Annotated in this window: 11 protein-coding genes; 1 reads left to right on the top strand and 10 read right to left on the bottom strand. The window is 33.6% G+C overall.

All coding sequences use genetic code 11. The features are described from left to right. Positions 1-290 precede the first annotated feature (290 nt). From queG to QWY99_RS17555, 10 genes are all read right to left on the bottom strand, one after another. Positions 291-1,214, bottom strand: a complete 924-nt coding sequence (gene queG, locus QWY99_RS17510; RefSeq protein ID WP_290267014.1) for a tRNA epoxyqueuosine(34) reductase QueG — start codon at positions 1,212-1,214, stop codon at positions 291-293. 120 nt (positions 1,215-1,334) lie between these two features. Then, entirely contained in the window at positions 1,335-2,357 is a 1,023-nt protein-coding gene (gene ruvB / locus QWY99_RS17515) for a Holliday junction branch migration DNA helicase RuvB (RefSeq protein WP_290267015.1), read from the bottom strand. Positions 2,358-2,428: 71 nt separating this feature from the next. After that, a complete protein-coding gene (locus QWY99_RS17520) occupies positions 2,429-4,225 on the bottom strand; it encodes a cytochrome c oxidase subunit I (RefSeq protein ID WP_290267016.1) in 1,797 nt (598 codons plus the stop codon). A gap of 31 nt (positions 4,226-4,256) precedes the next feature. After that, the gene (locus QWY99_RS17525) at positions 4,257-5,420 is read right to left on the bottom strand and encodes a cytochrome c oxidase subunit II (RefSeq protein WP_290267017.1); all 1,164 of its coding nucleotides are present in this window, start codon (positions 5,418-5,420) and stop codon (positions 4,257-4,259) included. Between the two features lie 19 nt (positions 5,421-5,439). After that, positions 5,440-6,846: a cation-translocating P-type ATPase gene (locus QWY99_RS17530; protein WP_290267018.1), complete on the bottom strand. Its 1,407-nt coding sequence runs from the start codon at positions 6,844-6,846 to the stop codon at positions 5,440-5,442. Positions 6,847-6,876: 30 nt separating this feature from the next. Then, positions 6,877-7,422, bottom strand: coding sequence for a c-type cytochrome (locus QWY99_RS17535; protein ID WP_290267019.1), 546 nt, complete (start codon positions 7,420-7,422; stop codon positions 6,877-6,879). Positions 7,423-7,430: 8 nt separating this feature from the next. Next, on the bottom strand, positions 7,431-7,955 hold the full coding sequence (locus tag QWY99_RS17540; protein ID WP_290267020.1) for a DUF3341 domain-containing protein: 525 nt from the start codon (positions 7,953-7,955) through the stop codon (positions 7,431-7,433). Then, positions 7,948-9,348 carry an NrfD/PsrC family molybdoenzyme membrane anchor subunit gene (gene nrfD / locus QWY99_RS17545; RefSeq protein WP_290267021.1) on the bottom strand — a complete coding sequence of 467 codons (1,401 nt, stop codon included), beginning with the start codon at positions 9,346-9,348 and terminating at the stop codon, positions 7,948-7,950. The genes QWY99_RS17540 and nrfD overlap by 8 nt, the downstream gene beginning before the upstream one ends. Positions 9,349-9,386: 38 nt before the next feature. Then, positions 9,387-12,443: a TAT-variant-translocated molybdopterin oxidoreductase gene (locus QWY99_RS17550; protein WP_290267022.1), complete on the bottom strand. Its 3,057-nt coding sequence runs from the start codon at positions 12,441-12,443 to the stop codon at positions 9,387-9,389. A 32-nt stretch (positions 12,444-12,475) separates the two neighbouring features. Next, positions 12,476-13,801, bottom strand: a complete 1,326-nt coding sequence (locus QWY99_RS17555; protein ID WP_290267023.1) for a c-type cytochrome — start codon at positions 13,799-13,801, stop codon at positions 12,476-12,478. Positions 13,802-14,021: 220 nt separating this feature from the next. Here QWY99_RS17555 and QWY99_RS17560 point away from each other — a divergent pair, with 220 nt between their 5' ends. Further along, entirely contained in the window at positions 14,022-14,411 is a 390-nt protein-coding gene (locus tag QWY99_RS17560) for an SPOR domain-containing protein (RefSeq protein ID WP_290267024.1), read from the top strand. Positions 14,412-15,787 lie beyond the last annotated feature (1,376 nt).

Below are 15,787 nucleotides of genomic sequence, written 5' to 3' on the forward strand. Positions count from 1 at the left end.
GTTTTGAAGAAAATTTCTTATTTTGATAGATGAAAAAATTAACTTTAAGGCAACAATACGTTTTAATTATAACATTATAAGTCATGTTTACTAAAACAATGAATACCAAAACACATAACTCACTTAAATTCAACTATTAAAACAACCAAAAAAAAGATAATTAAAATTGGAATCAGTAGTTTATTCCAACAATAAACAGAACCAACTTTGCAGTGTTTTCTATTAAAAAACAACTTTATTAACATTTGGATTCAACAATAAAGCAAAAATATCAAAAAGTGATAGAAAATTTATTTTAAAAATGCCACATTTCTTTTAAGCCCATCAAACTTTGTTCTTTTTATCGGTGAATTTTTAAATACTACTCGAAATGTTTCTTCGGTTAACTCTATCCAATCTTTTCTTGACATTGTCATAACATCAGGATTCGGATTAAATAATGGTTCTGAGTGTGCTTTAGAAAATCGATTCCACGGGCAAACGTCTTGACAAGTATCGCAACCAAATGCCCAATCGTCAAACTTCCCTTTCATTTCCTGAGGAATATTTTCTTTTAATTCGATTGTAAAATAAGAGATGCATTTACTACCATCAACTACATAAGGAGCAACTATTGCTTCTGTTGGACAAGCATCTATACAAGCTGTACAGGAACCACAATGATCTGTTGTAGCATAATCATATTCTAAGTCTAAATCTAATATTAGCTCGGCTATAAAGTAAAAAGAACCCACTTTTTGAGTAATTAAATTACTGTTTTTACCAATCCAACCAAGACCACTTTTGGCTGCCCAAGCTTTATCCAAAACAGGTGCTGAATCTACAAAAACACGTCCTGAAACTTCTCCTATTTGTTCCTGAATTGAATGAAGTAATTCTTTCAATTTTTCTTTTATTACAAAATGGTAATCTTGTCCGAAGGCATATTTTGAAATCTTAAAACTATCCTTTTCTTGGGTTTCTGATGGGTAGTAATTAAGCAATAGTGACACTACACTTTTAGCATCATCGACTAATAAAGTTGGATCTAATCGTTTATCAAAATGGTTTTCCATATAGGCCATTTGACCGTTATGATTTTTATTTAACCAATTTTCTAAACGCGGTGCTTCTTGCTCTAAAAAACCGGCCTTAGATATACCACAAGATAAGAATCCGAGTCTTTTTGATTCGGATTTAATAAATTGTGAATATGTAGTTTTAGAATTTATCAACGTGATTTTATCAGGATACTTTTTAGCCCTGATGGGAACGACATCCTTTTTCTAAGAATTCTTACGAAGGAAGGCTTCCTAGAAAAAGATATAGTGGACAGCAGGAAATAGCTTCAAAAATTAAAATAATCCGCCTTGAATATTCGTGTTTATTTTGCCTAAATGTTTATATGCTTTATCGGTAACTTCGCGCCCTCTTGGCGTTCTCATAATAAACCCTTCTTGAATTAAGAATGGTTCATATACTTCTTCTATGGTTTCGCTACTTTCAGAAACAGCCGTTGCAAGTGTTGATAACCCAACTGGCCCTCCTTTAAATTTGTTAATTATAGTAAGAAGGATTTTATTATCCATCTCATCTAAACCATGAGCATCCACATTTAAAGCTTTTAAAGCATATTGAGCAATACTCAAATCGATAGTTCCGTTTCCTTTAATCTGAGCAAAATCTCTAACACGTCGCAATAAAGCATTTGCGATACGAGGTGTTCCTCGACTACGCCCTGCTATCTCAATTGCAGCATCTAATGAAATTGGCATTTTTAATATAGAGGAGCTTCTTTCTACAATTGTAGTTAAAAGTTCTGTTGTGTAATATTGTAATCTTGACGAAATACCAAAACGAGCACGCATTGGTGCTGTAAGCAAGCCTGATCGCGTTGTTGCTCCAATTAACGTAAATGGATTTAAGTTAATTTGTACTGTTCGTGCGTTTGGTCCAGATTCAATCATGATATCAATCTTAAAATCTTCCATTGCAGAATAAAGATACTCTTCAACGATTGGACTAAGACGATGAATTTCATCTATAAATAGAACATCTCTTTCGTCGAGGTTAGTCAGCAATCCAGCTAAATCTCCGGGCTTATCCAAAACAGGCCCTGAAGTAATCTTAATTCCAACCTCAAGCTCATTGGCAAGGATATTTGCCAATGTTGTTTTTCCGAGTCCCGGAGGCCCGTGAAAAAGCGTGTGATCTAATGCTTCGTTACGTTGATTTGCAGCAGCAACGAATACTTTCAAGTTCTCTAAAACTTGATCTTGACCTGCAAAGTCATCAAAAGAAAGCGGTCTTAATCTTTTTTCAAGATCAAATTCTTCCGGATTAAAACTATTAGTTGTCGGATCTAAATTCTCATTCATGTAGCAAAGATAGATAAAGAAAAAGGAAGACAAAAAAAAACCTCTACTAAGAGTAGAGGTTTTAAATATATTTAGTGATGAAGAACTTCTTCTCCTTCTTTCATTGGTACGTTTTGAGGTACAAAATCAACGTCATAGTTTGGATTACTATAGTCATATGGCCAACGGTAAACGTGAGGAATTTCTCCTGGCCAGTTTCCGTGAATATGCTCAACTGGTGTAGTCCACTCTAATGTTGTAGATTTCCAAGGGTTTTGTACTGCTTTCTTACCGTAGAAAATACTACTAAAGAAGTTATACAAGAATACTAATTGGAAAGCTCCACCTACCAAAGCAAATACTGTTATTAGAACGTTTACGTTTTGTAAATCGTCAAATAAAGGAAAGCTTGTGTTTGTATAATAACGTCTTGGTAAACCAGCTAATCCAATAAAGTGCATTGGGAAGAATACTCCATAAGCACAAACTGCTGTTACCCAAAAGTGAATATAACCTAGGTTTTTGTTTAACATTCTACCATACATTTTAGGGAACCAGTGGTAAATACCAGCGAACATTCCATAAAGTGCAGAGATACCCATTACTAAGTGAAAGTGAGCAATAACAAAGTAAGTATCGTGAACGTTAATATCTAAAGTACTATCTCCTAAAATGATTCCTGTTAAACCTCCAGTAATGAAAGTAGAAACCATTCCGATAGAGAACAACATTGCAGGGTTGAATTGTAAGTTACCTTTCCATAAAGTTGTAATCCAGTTGAATGCTTTTACAGCTGATGGAATAGCAATCAATAATGTTGTAAAAGTAAACACAGAACCTAAGAATGGATTCATTCCTGAAACGAACATGTGGTGACCCCAAACGATTGTTGAAAGGAAAGCAATTGCTAAAACTGACATAATCATCGCTCTATATCCAAAAATTGGTTTACGAGAATTCGTAGCCATAATTTCAGAAACAAGTCCCATTGCAGGTAAGATTACAATATATACCTCAGGGTGACCTAAGAACCAGAATAAATGTTCGAATAAAACTGGTGAACCTCCTTGGTAATGTAAAACTTCTCCAGCGATATAAATATCAGATAAGAAGAATGAAGTTCCAAAACTTCTATCAAAAATCAACAATAATGCAGCTGATAATAATACTGGGAATGAAATAACTCCAATAATTGCAGTTACAAAAAATGTCCATATTGTTAAAGGTAATCTAGTCATAGACATCCCTTTTGTTCTTAAATTAATAACAGTAACGATATAATTTAAAGATCCCATTAAAGACGAAGCAATAAATATTGCCATAGATACCAACCATAATGTCATACCTGTTCCTGAACCAGGAATCGCTTGTGGTAAAGCACTTAATGGAGGATAAATCGTCCATCCTGAAGAAGCAGGTCCAGCTTCAACAAATAAAGAAGATAACATTATTACTGCTGATAAGAAAAACAACCAATAAGATACCATATTCATAAATCCAGAAGCCATATCTCGTGCTCCAATTTGAAGTGGAATCAATAAGTTACTAAATGTACCACTCAGACCAGCTGTCAATACAAAGAATACCATGATTGTACCGTGAATGGTTACCAATGCAAGATAAACATCATTAGTCATTACACCATCTGGTGCAAATTTATCTCCTAATAAAACATTAAAAATTTTGAAAGACTCTTCAGGCCATGCTAATTGCATTCTAAAAAGCAAGGACATTGCAATACCAATAATCCCCATAATAATACCAGTAATAAGGTATTGTTTGGCAATCATTTTGTGATCAATACTAAAGATATATTTAGTAATGAATGTGTCTTTATGGTGATGTTCGTGTTCGTGATCTTGTCCGTGATCGTGACCTTCTGCTGACATATGTGTATACTTTAAATTTCTTAAATAAATATTATTTCATAGCTACTTTAGGAGCTTCTACTTTAGCAGTAGTATCTACTTTAGTCGTATCAGCAGTTCCTGCTGCACCTTCTGTTGGAGCTGGAGCTACTGCTGCTTTAATATCCTGAGCTAATGTAGCTTTTTCGCTTAACCATTTTTTATAATCTTCTGGAGTATCAACTACAATTTTCATTTGCATGTTGTAGTGTGATGTTCCACATATTTTATTACAAAGTAACAAATAATCAAAAGTATAAGGATCTAAAGCTGTTTCTCCTTTTGCTACTAAATCAACACTTTTCTTAGAACGAATTGAATTAATATGAGCAACTTTTTCTACCATATATGGTAACTCTCTATATTCTGAAGTAGTATAAACTGGTGTGAAAGCAAATTCAGTTACCATACCAGGAACACAGTTCATCTGAGCTCTAAAGTGAGGCATGTAAGCAGAGTGCAATACATCTTGAGAACGCATTTTAAAATGCACTTTCTTTCCTTTTGGAATATGTAATTCTGAAACTACAATATCATCTTGTGAATAAGGATCAGACATATCAACACCTAAAGTGTTAACACCTTCTATTAATCTTACATTCGCTTTTCCTAAAACATTATCTGGTCCAGCATATCTAGCTGTCCATTTAAACTGTTGAGCGTATAATTCGATAACAATTGTATCTTCATCTTCATCAACAAACATAATGTTATTCCAAGCATATAATCCATAAAGAATTAATCCTGCTAAAACAACAGCTGGGATTACACTCCAAAGAGCTTCTAATCTATTATTATCTGCAAAATATAATGCTTTTTTATCTTTATCACCTTTATATTTAAAAGAAAAATAATAAAGTAAACCTTGAGTAATAAATTGAACTACAAAAATTAAAACCCAAGTAATGTTCATAAGGCTATCAACCAAACTACCATGCTCTGAAGCTGGTGTGTGTAATACTAGTGGTCCCCATTTTATAACACCATATATAGTAAATATATATATGAAAGCTAAAAATCCGAACATCAAATACCCTTGAACATTATTATCGTTATCAGATGCAACCTGAGAATCGTCCGAATTTGCACCTACCTGAGTAAGATCAAATATCTTGGTCAATTGCCATAATGATACAGCTAATAAAACTAAAACTATAATTACCAACAAACTTGTCATCTGTTTATTTCTTTAAATATTAATAATGAAAATGTTTACTTTCTTCTATAAATGGATTTCTTTTTGGTAACAAAGGAGCTTTAGTTAATGCAGTGAACACTACAAAAATAAACAAACCTAAGAAGAAAAGTACTGATGCAATTTCTGGAACACCAATAAACCATCTATCACCTACCGTACCAGGCATAATCATATTAAAGAAATCAAGATAATGTCCTAATAAAATTACAACTCCTGCCATAACAATAACCCAACTCATTCTCTTGAAATCTGTATTGATTAAAATCAATAATGGGAAAAGGAAATTCATAACAACCGCTCCAAAGAAAGGAAGATTATATAGTTGTATTCTTGTTACAAAATAAGTTACCTCTTCAGGTATATTAGCATACCATATTAACATGAATTGTGAGAACCATAAATAAGTCCAAAAAACGCTAATACCGAACATAAATTTAGCTAAATCATGAATATGACTTGTATTTACGAACTCTAAATATCCTTTAGATTTTAAGTATACAGTTACTAATGCAATTGTAGTAATACCACTAACAAAGAAACTAGCAAATACGTACCATCCAAACAAAGTACTATACCAGTGTGGATCAATAGACATAATCCAATCCCAAGACATAATAGACTCAGAAACGATAAAGAATACTAAAAATCCTGCAGTTAATTTGAAATTCTTTTTATAATTTAAATCGTCATTAGCTTCATCTTGAGCAAGACAATTTTTTCTTGTATAATAGTTATACAAATTCCATCCTATTAAAAATATAGCAGCTCTAATAATCCAGAAAGGAAAGTTTAAATAACCCGCTTTATTTGCAATAATTGCATCATAATTAGGGCTATTAGGATCTGTTACTCCCTCTCCCATCCATACAAATATATGGTTAAAGTGAAGTCCACAAAGTACTAGGATTACAAAAAACACAGCAGAACCTACAGGTAAATAAGCAGTTATACCTTGCATAACTCTAAATAATACTGGAGACCACCCTGCTTGTGCAACGATTTGGATAGCATAAAAAGCTAAAACTCCCATAGAAAGTAGCAAAAAGAAGATACTTGCAACATATAATGCTGACCATGGTTTGTTTTGCAATTGGTGCAAAACATGATTTAAATGCTTGTTATGCTCGTCAGCTGCACTAACTTGAGCGTGTTCTTTTTTTCCTTCAGCATGTGCTTCATGAGCTGCTTCAGCAGTATCATGAGAAGCTACAGCATGTGTATCATGAGTAGACTCAGCAGTAGCATGAGTTGCTTCACCGTGACCCCCATGAGATTCAGCAGCTAGAATTTTTTCAACTTCTTGAATATCTTTAGGTGCATTTAAAAAACCATACCCTATACCCAAAAGACCTAAGGCCATTAAGATGAAAGAAAAAGTTTTTAATTTACTTGAAAATGTATACATATCTAATACGATCAGTTTGTTCAACAATTATTATAATTGGCTTTTTAGTTTTAGAACATAGTCAGCAACTAACCAACGTTCGTGAGTACTTAATTGATTTGCATGAGAACCCATTGCATTTAATCCGTAAGTCTCAACATGAAAAATACTTCCTTCAGTGATTTCTCTATCTTTATAACTAGGAACTCCAAGAAATTTTTCTCTTTCTACCAATTTACCTTTTCCATTTCCAGTTGCACCATGACAACTAATACAATAGATATCGTAAAGTTCTTTTCCTTTTTCAGAATTTCTATCTAAAGAATCTAATGGAGATTTTAAGTTAGCTTTCGCCAATTCATAACCTGCTGTAGAATTCTCATATTCATAAGGTTCAAAACCTCTATTTATTGCTCCTTTTGCTGGAAGTTGACCTTCCTCTCCTCCTTTAAAAATACTTGCTTCTGCATATGGTTCATACGCTAAAGACTCATACATATTAGGGAAGTACTGATAGTTTGGTGCCGAAGTATTGTGGCATGATGAAACTAAAATAGTTATACCAACTAAAAGTGTTATTTTATATATACCTTTCATAGCTACAATTAATTCTTTTCTATTACTTTAACTTCTACAGCTCCCGTGTTTTGGAAGAAAGAAACTAATTCTTCTTCGTTGTTATTAACAGCAACTTCCATTAAGAAATGGTCATCAGTTGTTCTAACATCCGGGTTTTCTGCTTCTTTGAATGGCCATAATCTACTTCTCATATAAAAAGTGATAACCATTAAGTGGGCTGCGAAAAACACAGTCATTTCAAACATAATCGGCACGAATGCTGGCATGTTTTGGATGAAACTGAAACTTGGTTTTCCACCAATGTCTTGAGGCCAGTCATGAATCATAATATAACTCATCATCACAGTCGCAACAGTGATACCAACACATCCATATAAGAAAGCACATATTGCTAATCTTGTCGGCGCTAAGCCCATTGCTTTATCCAATCCGTGTACCGGAAATGGAGTAAATACCTCTTCAATATGATGATGTGCAGCTCTAGTTTTCTTTACAGCATCCATCAAAATATCATCGTCATTATAAATGGCGTATATAACTTTATTACTCATGATGTGAATCTTTATTTGCTCTTTCTCTTATGTAATTATCTCCTGTTCCTTTCAAAATGGTTTTCACCTCTGCCTGAGCAATAACTGGGAATGTTCTAGAGTAAAGTAAAAACAATACAAAGAAGAAACCAATTGTTCCGATGAAAATCCCAATATCAACAAATGTTGGTGAGAACATTGTCCAAGAAGATGGAAGATAATCTCTATGTAAAGAAGTAACAATAATTACGAATCTTTCAAACCACATTCCGATATTTACTACAATCGAAATAATAAATGAGAACATGATACTTGTTCTTAATTTCTTAAACCACATGAATTGCGGAGAGAAAACGTTACAAGTCATCATTGACCAATATGCCCACCAGTAAGGTCCAGTAGCTCTATTCAAGAATGCATATTGCTCGTATTCTACTCCTGAGTACCAAGCTACGAATAACTCAGTAATATATGCAACACCTACGATAGAACCCGTAATCATAATTACGATATTCATTAATTCAATATGTTGAACTGTAATATAAGCCTCAAGGTTAGAAACTTTTCTCATGATGATCAACAATGTATTTACCATTGCAAATCCTGAGAAAACCGCTCCTGCAACGAAGTAAGGAGGGAAAATTGTTGTGTGCCATCCTGGAATTACAGATGTTGCAAAGTCCATAGATACAATAGTATGCACAGAAAGTACAAGTGGAGTAGCTAAACCTGCAAGTACTAAAGAAACTTCTTCAAAACGTTGCCAGTCTTTTGCTCTACCGCTCCATCCAAAACTTAGGATAGAATAAACTCTTTTATTAAAAGGTGTTATAGCTCTATCACGTAGCATTGCAAAATCAGGTAATAAACCAGTCCACCAGAAAACTAATGATACAGAAAGATACGTAGAGATGGCAAAAACGTCCCAAAGTAATGGTGAGTTAAAGTTTACCCATAATGAACCAAATTGATTTGGTATAGGCAATACCCAGTATGCTAACCATGGACGACCCATGTGAATGATTGGAAATAAACCTGCTTGTACAACAGAGAAAATTGTCATTGCTTCGGCAGAACGGTTAATTGCCATTCTCCATCGTTGACGGAAAAGCAATAATACTGCTGAAATCAAAGTTCCGGCGTGACCAATACCTACCCACCAAACAAAGTTTGTGATATCCCAAGCCCAACCAACTGTTTTATTTAATCCCCAAGTTCCGATACCTGTAGATACGGTGTAAAATATACAACCTAATCCCCAAAGGAAAGCTGTTAATGCGATTGAAAATACAATCCACCAATGTTTATTTGCCTTACCTTCAACAGGCGCAGCTACATCTACAGTTACATCGTGATAAGATTTATCACCTATAACTAAAGGTTTTCTAATGGGTGCTTCGTAGTGAGACGACATAATCCTTTATATTGTTTCTTAATTAATAATTTTTTGTACTAAGTATTTCTAACTTTAACGTGATAAATCACATTAGGTTTTGTTCCGACATGCTCCAATAAATGATACATTCTATCATCAGCAGCTAATTTAGTCACTTGACTATCTTTATCATTTACATCACCAAATATCATTGCTCCAGATGAACAAGCGTTAGAACAAGCTGTTTGGAATTCACCATCAACTATTGATCTACCTTCATTCTTAGCTTTTAATATTGTAGCTTGTGTCATTTGAATACACATAGAACATTTCTCCATAACTCCACGAGAACGAACGTTTACGTCTGGATTTAATACCATACGTCCTAAATCGTCATTCATGTGATAATCGAATTCACTGTTTTTGTTATACAAGAACCAGTTGAAACGACGTACTTTGTACGGACAGTTATTAGCACAGTAACGAGTACCAACACATCTGTTGTAAGCCATTTGGTTTTGTCCTTGACGACCGTGTGAAGTTGCTGCAACTGGGCAAACAGTTTCACAAGGAGCGTGATTACAATGCTGACACATTACTGGTTGGAAAGAAACTTGTGGATTATCTCCCGCTTTTTCCATTTCGTTAAATGTAGACAATGAACTTGACAATCCCGCAATATTATCTTTTCTTTCGTTATCTCCTGCAAAAGTACTTTCTGATGAGTAATATCTATCGATACGCAACCAGTGCATATCACGACTTCTTCTTACTTCAGATTTACCAACAACTGGTACATTGTTTTCAGCGTGACAAGCTATAACACAAGCCCCACATCCAGTACATGCATTTAAGTCAATTGAAAGATTAAAGTGATGTCCTGTTGAACGGTCAAATGAATCCCATAAATCTACAGATGTAGCATTTACTTCATTGTGATCCAAAGATACTTTTGGTTGTTCGTTCCAAAATTCAGCATCTTTAGTATTGAATATTTCAAGAGAGGTTTCTTTAATAATATCTCCTCTTCCCATTAATGTTTTTTGACCTTGTACACAAGCAAACTCATGTTCACCGCTAGCTTTTGCAAGTTTCACAGATTGTATGTCATTAAAACCTTTATATAAAGAGTAAGCATTTAAACCTACAATCATTTCTTCTTTTAGAGCCGCTTTACGTCCATAACCTAAAGCTAGTCCAATTGTACCTACTGCTTGTCCAGGTTGAACAATAACTGGTACATTTTCAAGCTTAAGTCCATCAGCAGTAGTAATAGTAGCATAACTTCCGTTTAATCCACCATTAGCAACAATTTCGTTACTCATGTCCAATGCCTTAGCATCTGCATTAGAAACAGTCACATAGTTATCCCAAGAAACTCTTGTGATTGGATCAGGAAACTCTTGTAACCAAGGGTTGTTTGCTTGTTGCCCATCACCCATTCCAGTTTTAGTATACAATACTAATTCGAAATCACCTAAAGCTTTTGATTGTGATACAGCATTTGCAGCCGCACTATAGTCAACAGAACCTGCAGAAAGAGCCGTAGAGCTTCCAACAAAAATTCCATCGTGTAATACTTTATTCCAACTAGAACCAGCAATTATCCCAGAAGCATTTGCTTTGATATAATCATAAAAAGTTCCAGAAGCTCCTGTTAGAGATAATAAAACATCTTGAAATTGTTTTGTGTCAAATATAGGACGAATAGTCGGTTGAGTAAGACCATAAGTTCCTTTTGTAATAGATACATCATTCCAAGACTCTAAATAATGAGGAACTGGAGCAGCAATTGTAGAAAGTAAAGCAGTTTCGTCTTCTTTTAAAGAAAAAGCAACTGATGTTTTAACTTTTTTCAATCCTGTAGCGAAAGATTCGCTATCTGCCAATGTATAAATTGGATTAACACCACTCATAAGTAAAGTATGAACGCTTCCTGCTTTCATATCATTAATTAACTGAGCAACTTTAGCGTCAGATCCTTTTCTAATTTGTCTTGTCTCAGAAGTAGTAAAAGCTTCACTTGCCAACACTTGGTTAATAGCCAAAACTAATAACTGAGCATTTTTATCTTGAATACCAGATACTAATACTCCTTTTGAACCAGCAGCTTTTAATTGTTGAGCTGCTTTAGTAACTTCAGCTTTAAACTGAGCGTCTAAATTAACAGCAACAGATGAACCTGTTACAATATTATATATATGTACTAATGCTTGTTTTTGATTTGCAGTTGACATAGGCAAACGCTTATCAGCAGCAGCACCAGACAAAGTCATGTTTGCTTCTAATTGGAAGTGACGAGACATTTTTCCATTTCTTGGAATACGTCCTTGTGCATAAGCAGCGTCATACCCTCCTCCTTGCCAATCTCCTAAAAAGTCAGCTCCTACCGAAACGATAAGTGATGCTTTTGAGAAATCGTAATTAACTAAAGCTCTTTCACCATAAACCGTTTCAAATGCATCTAGAGCAGATGATGACGAAACCGCATCATATACAACATGTTTTGCATTAGGGTTTTTAGCTATAAACTCAGCTATTAATTTTTCAGTCGATGGACTTGCTAAAGTATTTGTTAACAAAACAATTTGTCCACCTTTAGCATTTGCCTCAGCAATACTAGATTTAATTTTCAAATCAACAGCAGACCAAGTTGCATTTTTCCCTTCCAACTTAGGTTCTTTCAAACGCATACTATCGTATAACGATAATATAGACGCATGAATTCTAGCATTGGCTGAAAATTTCGCTCCTGAAATTGTGTTATTGTCAATTTTAATAGGACGCCCTTCACGTGTCTTTACTAAAAGATTAGCAAAATCGAAACCATCAAAAACAGTAGTAGCATAATAATCTGCTATTCCTGGTATGATTTGTTCTGGTTGAAGTACATAAGGTATCGATTTGTGAACAGGGCCTTCGCAAGCTGCAAGCGTAACTGCTGCAGTACTAAACCCAACGTACTTTAAAAAGTCACGACGCGATGTCGAAGACGAAGCTAAAGCTCCTTCATTTCCTAAAAATTCATCAGTAGGAATTTCTTCAACAAATTCGTTATTTCTAAGCGCCTCAACAATAGAACTATTTTCGTCTAGCTCTTCAACACTTTTCCAGTATTTTTTGTTTGATGACATTGTATATAAATATTAAAATCTTAATAATTTGATTAATAGTGGCATTTACCACACTCTAAACCTCCCATTTGCGCTGCAGTCAATTTCTCTACACCGTATTTTTTAGAAAGCTCTGCGTGTATTTTAGTATAATACTCATTTCCTTCCATCTTAACATCAGTTTTTCTATGGCAATCAATACACCATCCCATTGTTAACTTAGAATACTGCTTCATGATTTCATACTCTTGTACTGGACCGTGACAAGTTTGACATTCAATACCAGCAACAGTAACGTGTTGTGAGTGATTAAAATAAACGAAGTCAGGTAAATTATGAATACGAACCCATTTTACTGGTTGCGTTTTCCCTGTATACGTCTGAGTTGTTTTATCCCATCCAACAGCGTTGTATAATTTTTGAATTTGCTCATCGTAAAATGCTTTGCTGTACTCTGGAGTAGCAGTAGTTTCAGCAACTTCAGAAATGTTTTTATGACAGTTCATACAAACATTTAAAGATGGAATACCAGCAGTTTTACTTACACGTGAAGCAGAGTGACAATATTTACAATTGATCTCGTTATCACCTGCGTGAATTTTGTGTGAATAATGTATTGGCTGAATTGGCTCATAATTCTGATCAACACCTACTTGCATTAAGTAACCGTAAACAAAATAACCACTTGCCAACAATAATATTATTGAAGAAACTAAAACCAAAAATTGATTTCTAGCAAATGCTTTCCATAAAGAAACTCTAGGCTCTTTTGGCGCAACGTCAATCCCATTTGCCTTAGCAACTTTTCTTAAAACGTTGTTTACTAAGTAAAGCATCACTACCAGCATACCCATTACAAGAGCAAGAGCACCTAGGATAACATTATTAGAGATAGAACCACTTTCTCCTCCTGTACCAGGTACAGCTGTAGTAGCCGTTGCTACTGGAGCAGCAGCTTTAGGAGTAGACGTATAAGCAATAATATTATCTATATCTCCCTCTGATAATTGAGGAAAAGAAGTCATTACAGCTTTGTTGTGATCTGCAAAAAGCTTTACAGCTACAGGATCACCAGACTTAATCATGTCAGAACTATTATGAATCCACTTGTAAAGCCAAGCTTTATCATGTTTTTCCGCCACGCCCCTTAATTCAGGACCTGTCGATTTTCCATCTAGTTTGTGACATGCAGCACAATTTGCATTAAAAAGTTCTTTACCCTTTACCGGATCACCTCCTTGAGTTGCTACAGGAGCAGCTTCAGGCGCTGCTGCAGTAGCAGCATCTTGTGCAAATGAACTTAGCGAGAAAATTAACGTTAGCCCTAAGCTTAAAAATAATTTCCTTGAGATCGAATTATGGTTACCCACCTTTTCCATATTGTATAATGATTATCAACTAAAATTTGGTACGGTTTTTTCTGTATATTAATTACACAAAATAGAATACCTTCTTTTAAAACTTGCACAAAAATACGATTTAAGAACTATTCTCAAAACCTTAAAACATCCTTAAATACCAATTTATATCAATTCTAAATAATTTTTCCGATATCCATTTATTTATTAAACACTATTTTTGCATAAAAACCATCACATTATGAGAATTTTAACTCCTAGAAAAAAAGCACTTTACACATTATTACTATTAATTACGGCATGCAACATTAATGCACAACAACAAAACATTACATTAAATCAAGACCCTAAATTCGAGCAATTACTGAATGAAAAACGTAAAATTAACGCGTCAATTAGCGTTAACGACAGCTATAAAATCCAAATTTTTAGTGGCAAGAGTGAAGATGCAAAAAAGACGCTTAGCGATTTCAAACAAGAGTTCAAAAACATAGATGGTACTATAATTTTCAACACGCCAAACTATAAAGTTATGGTTGGTAATTTTAAAAGCAGAATTGAAGCCGAAAGAAACTTAATTGAGATAAAAAGAAGATTCAAAAACGTATTCCTCATTAAACCAAGTAAATAAAACTCAAACACATTCAAAGAAATATTTTTTCACAAAAAAAAAGCCATTCAAACAGAATGGCTTTTTTTTTGTTATCAAAATATCGAAGAACATACTTTTAATAAACTAAACTGTACTATTAGGCCAACAATGCGATAAAGACATTATCACAAAGCAATAAATCTTAAAAAAATGTAAACACTTTTACAAGAAACACCTCCAAGAACTATCCCTAGAATTTTCCCAATAATTTTAAAACTTAAAAACTATAAAACCCTAAAAAAAAAAATTAAAAACTAGAAAATACACTTTAGAGAAATAACGTTTATACTAAGAATAATAGACCCAAAACAAAACCAATTCTCAAACAAAAAATTTATGTTTTCCATTATACATCACAAAAAAAAACAAAAAACCAAGAACAATATCCCATTGAAATTTTAGAAGAAAAGCACAAATACCGACAAGCTTAAAGATAAAAAAATCATTTTTCTTTATCAAAATAAAAATTGGATTCTGATGCAAATGCAAACTAACCTATGCACTCAAAAAAATAAAAACACCATTATTAACAATAAAAAAACTGCATCAGGTATAAGAAGAAAAAAAGAAAAACATAAAAATAAGACAGCCATCCAAAGCAAGTAGAAAACTTTTAAAAAACACTCTACATAAAAAACACTTTACAAAAAGACAATACCAACATAAAAAAGCAACCAACATAATAAAACCCTAAATAAAAAAAAAACTAGGTAAAACAAAATAATCTTTTTAACCTATTGATCACTATTAATTGCCAACAATAGAAAAAAACTTCAAAACAATAAGATATTCACCAAAAAAACAAAAACAACAAGTACTCTTCAAAAAAGACATCAATTTGCGAAACCACATCAATATAGCAAAATGAAAAATTAACGCCTTATTCAGTAAAATACAACCTTTATATTCATCATCACAAACTCCTAAGGACTAAAAAAATAACCCAAGCTATCATAAGTAACTTTATGAAAAACCAAAATCATCGATTAATCCAAAAACAATCCTTTCCCCTCTTCCAAAAAGCACACTGATTTAAACATGCCGAAATCAACAAACATTTTTTTTTCACGAAACCTACCTAATAAAAAGAAACAACACGAATAAAATAATCAATTTTAAAACTTTATTCCAATACACAAAAAATCAAAGTTGAATACAAACACTCACCCTTATAAATTTTAAGTAAAAACAGTTCAACGCTTAATAACATAAGCTAACAAATATTTGGCTTTAGCTAAAAAAAAATTGGCTAATCATTCTTGTTCCGACACGAATAAAATCGCAAATCTATTATTTAAAGTCTTTTTTACAAATCACACACAAGAAGTAAATCAACACGAAAACCTGTGGGGAGA

It is taken from the genome of Flavobacterium branchiarum, from assembly GCF_030409845.1.
Taxonomy (GTDB): Bacteria; Bacteroidota; Bacteroidia; order Flavobacteriales; family Flavobacteriaceae; genus Flavobacterium; species Flavobacterium branchiarum.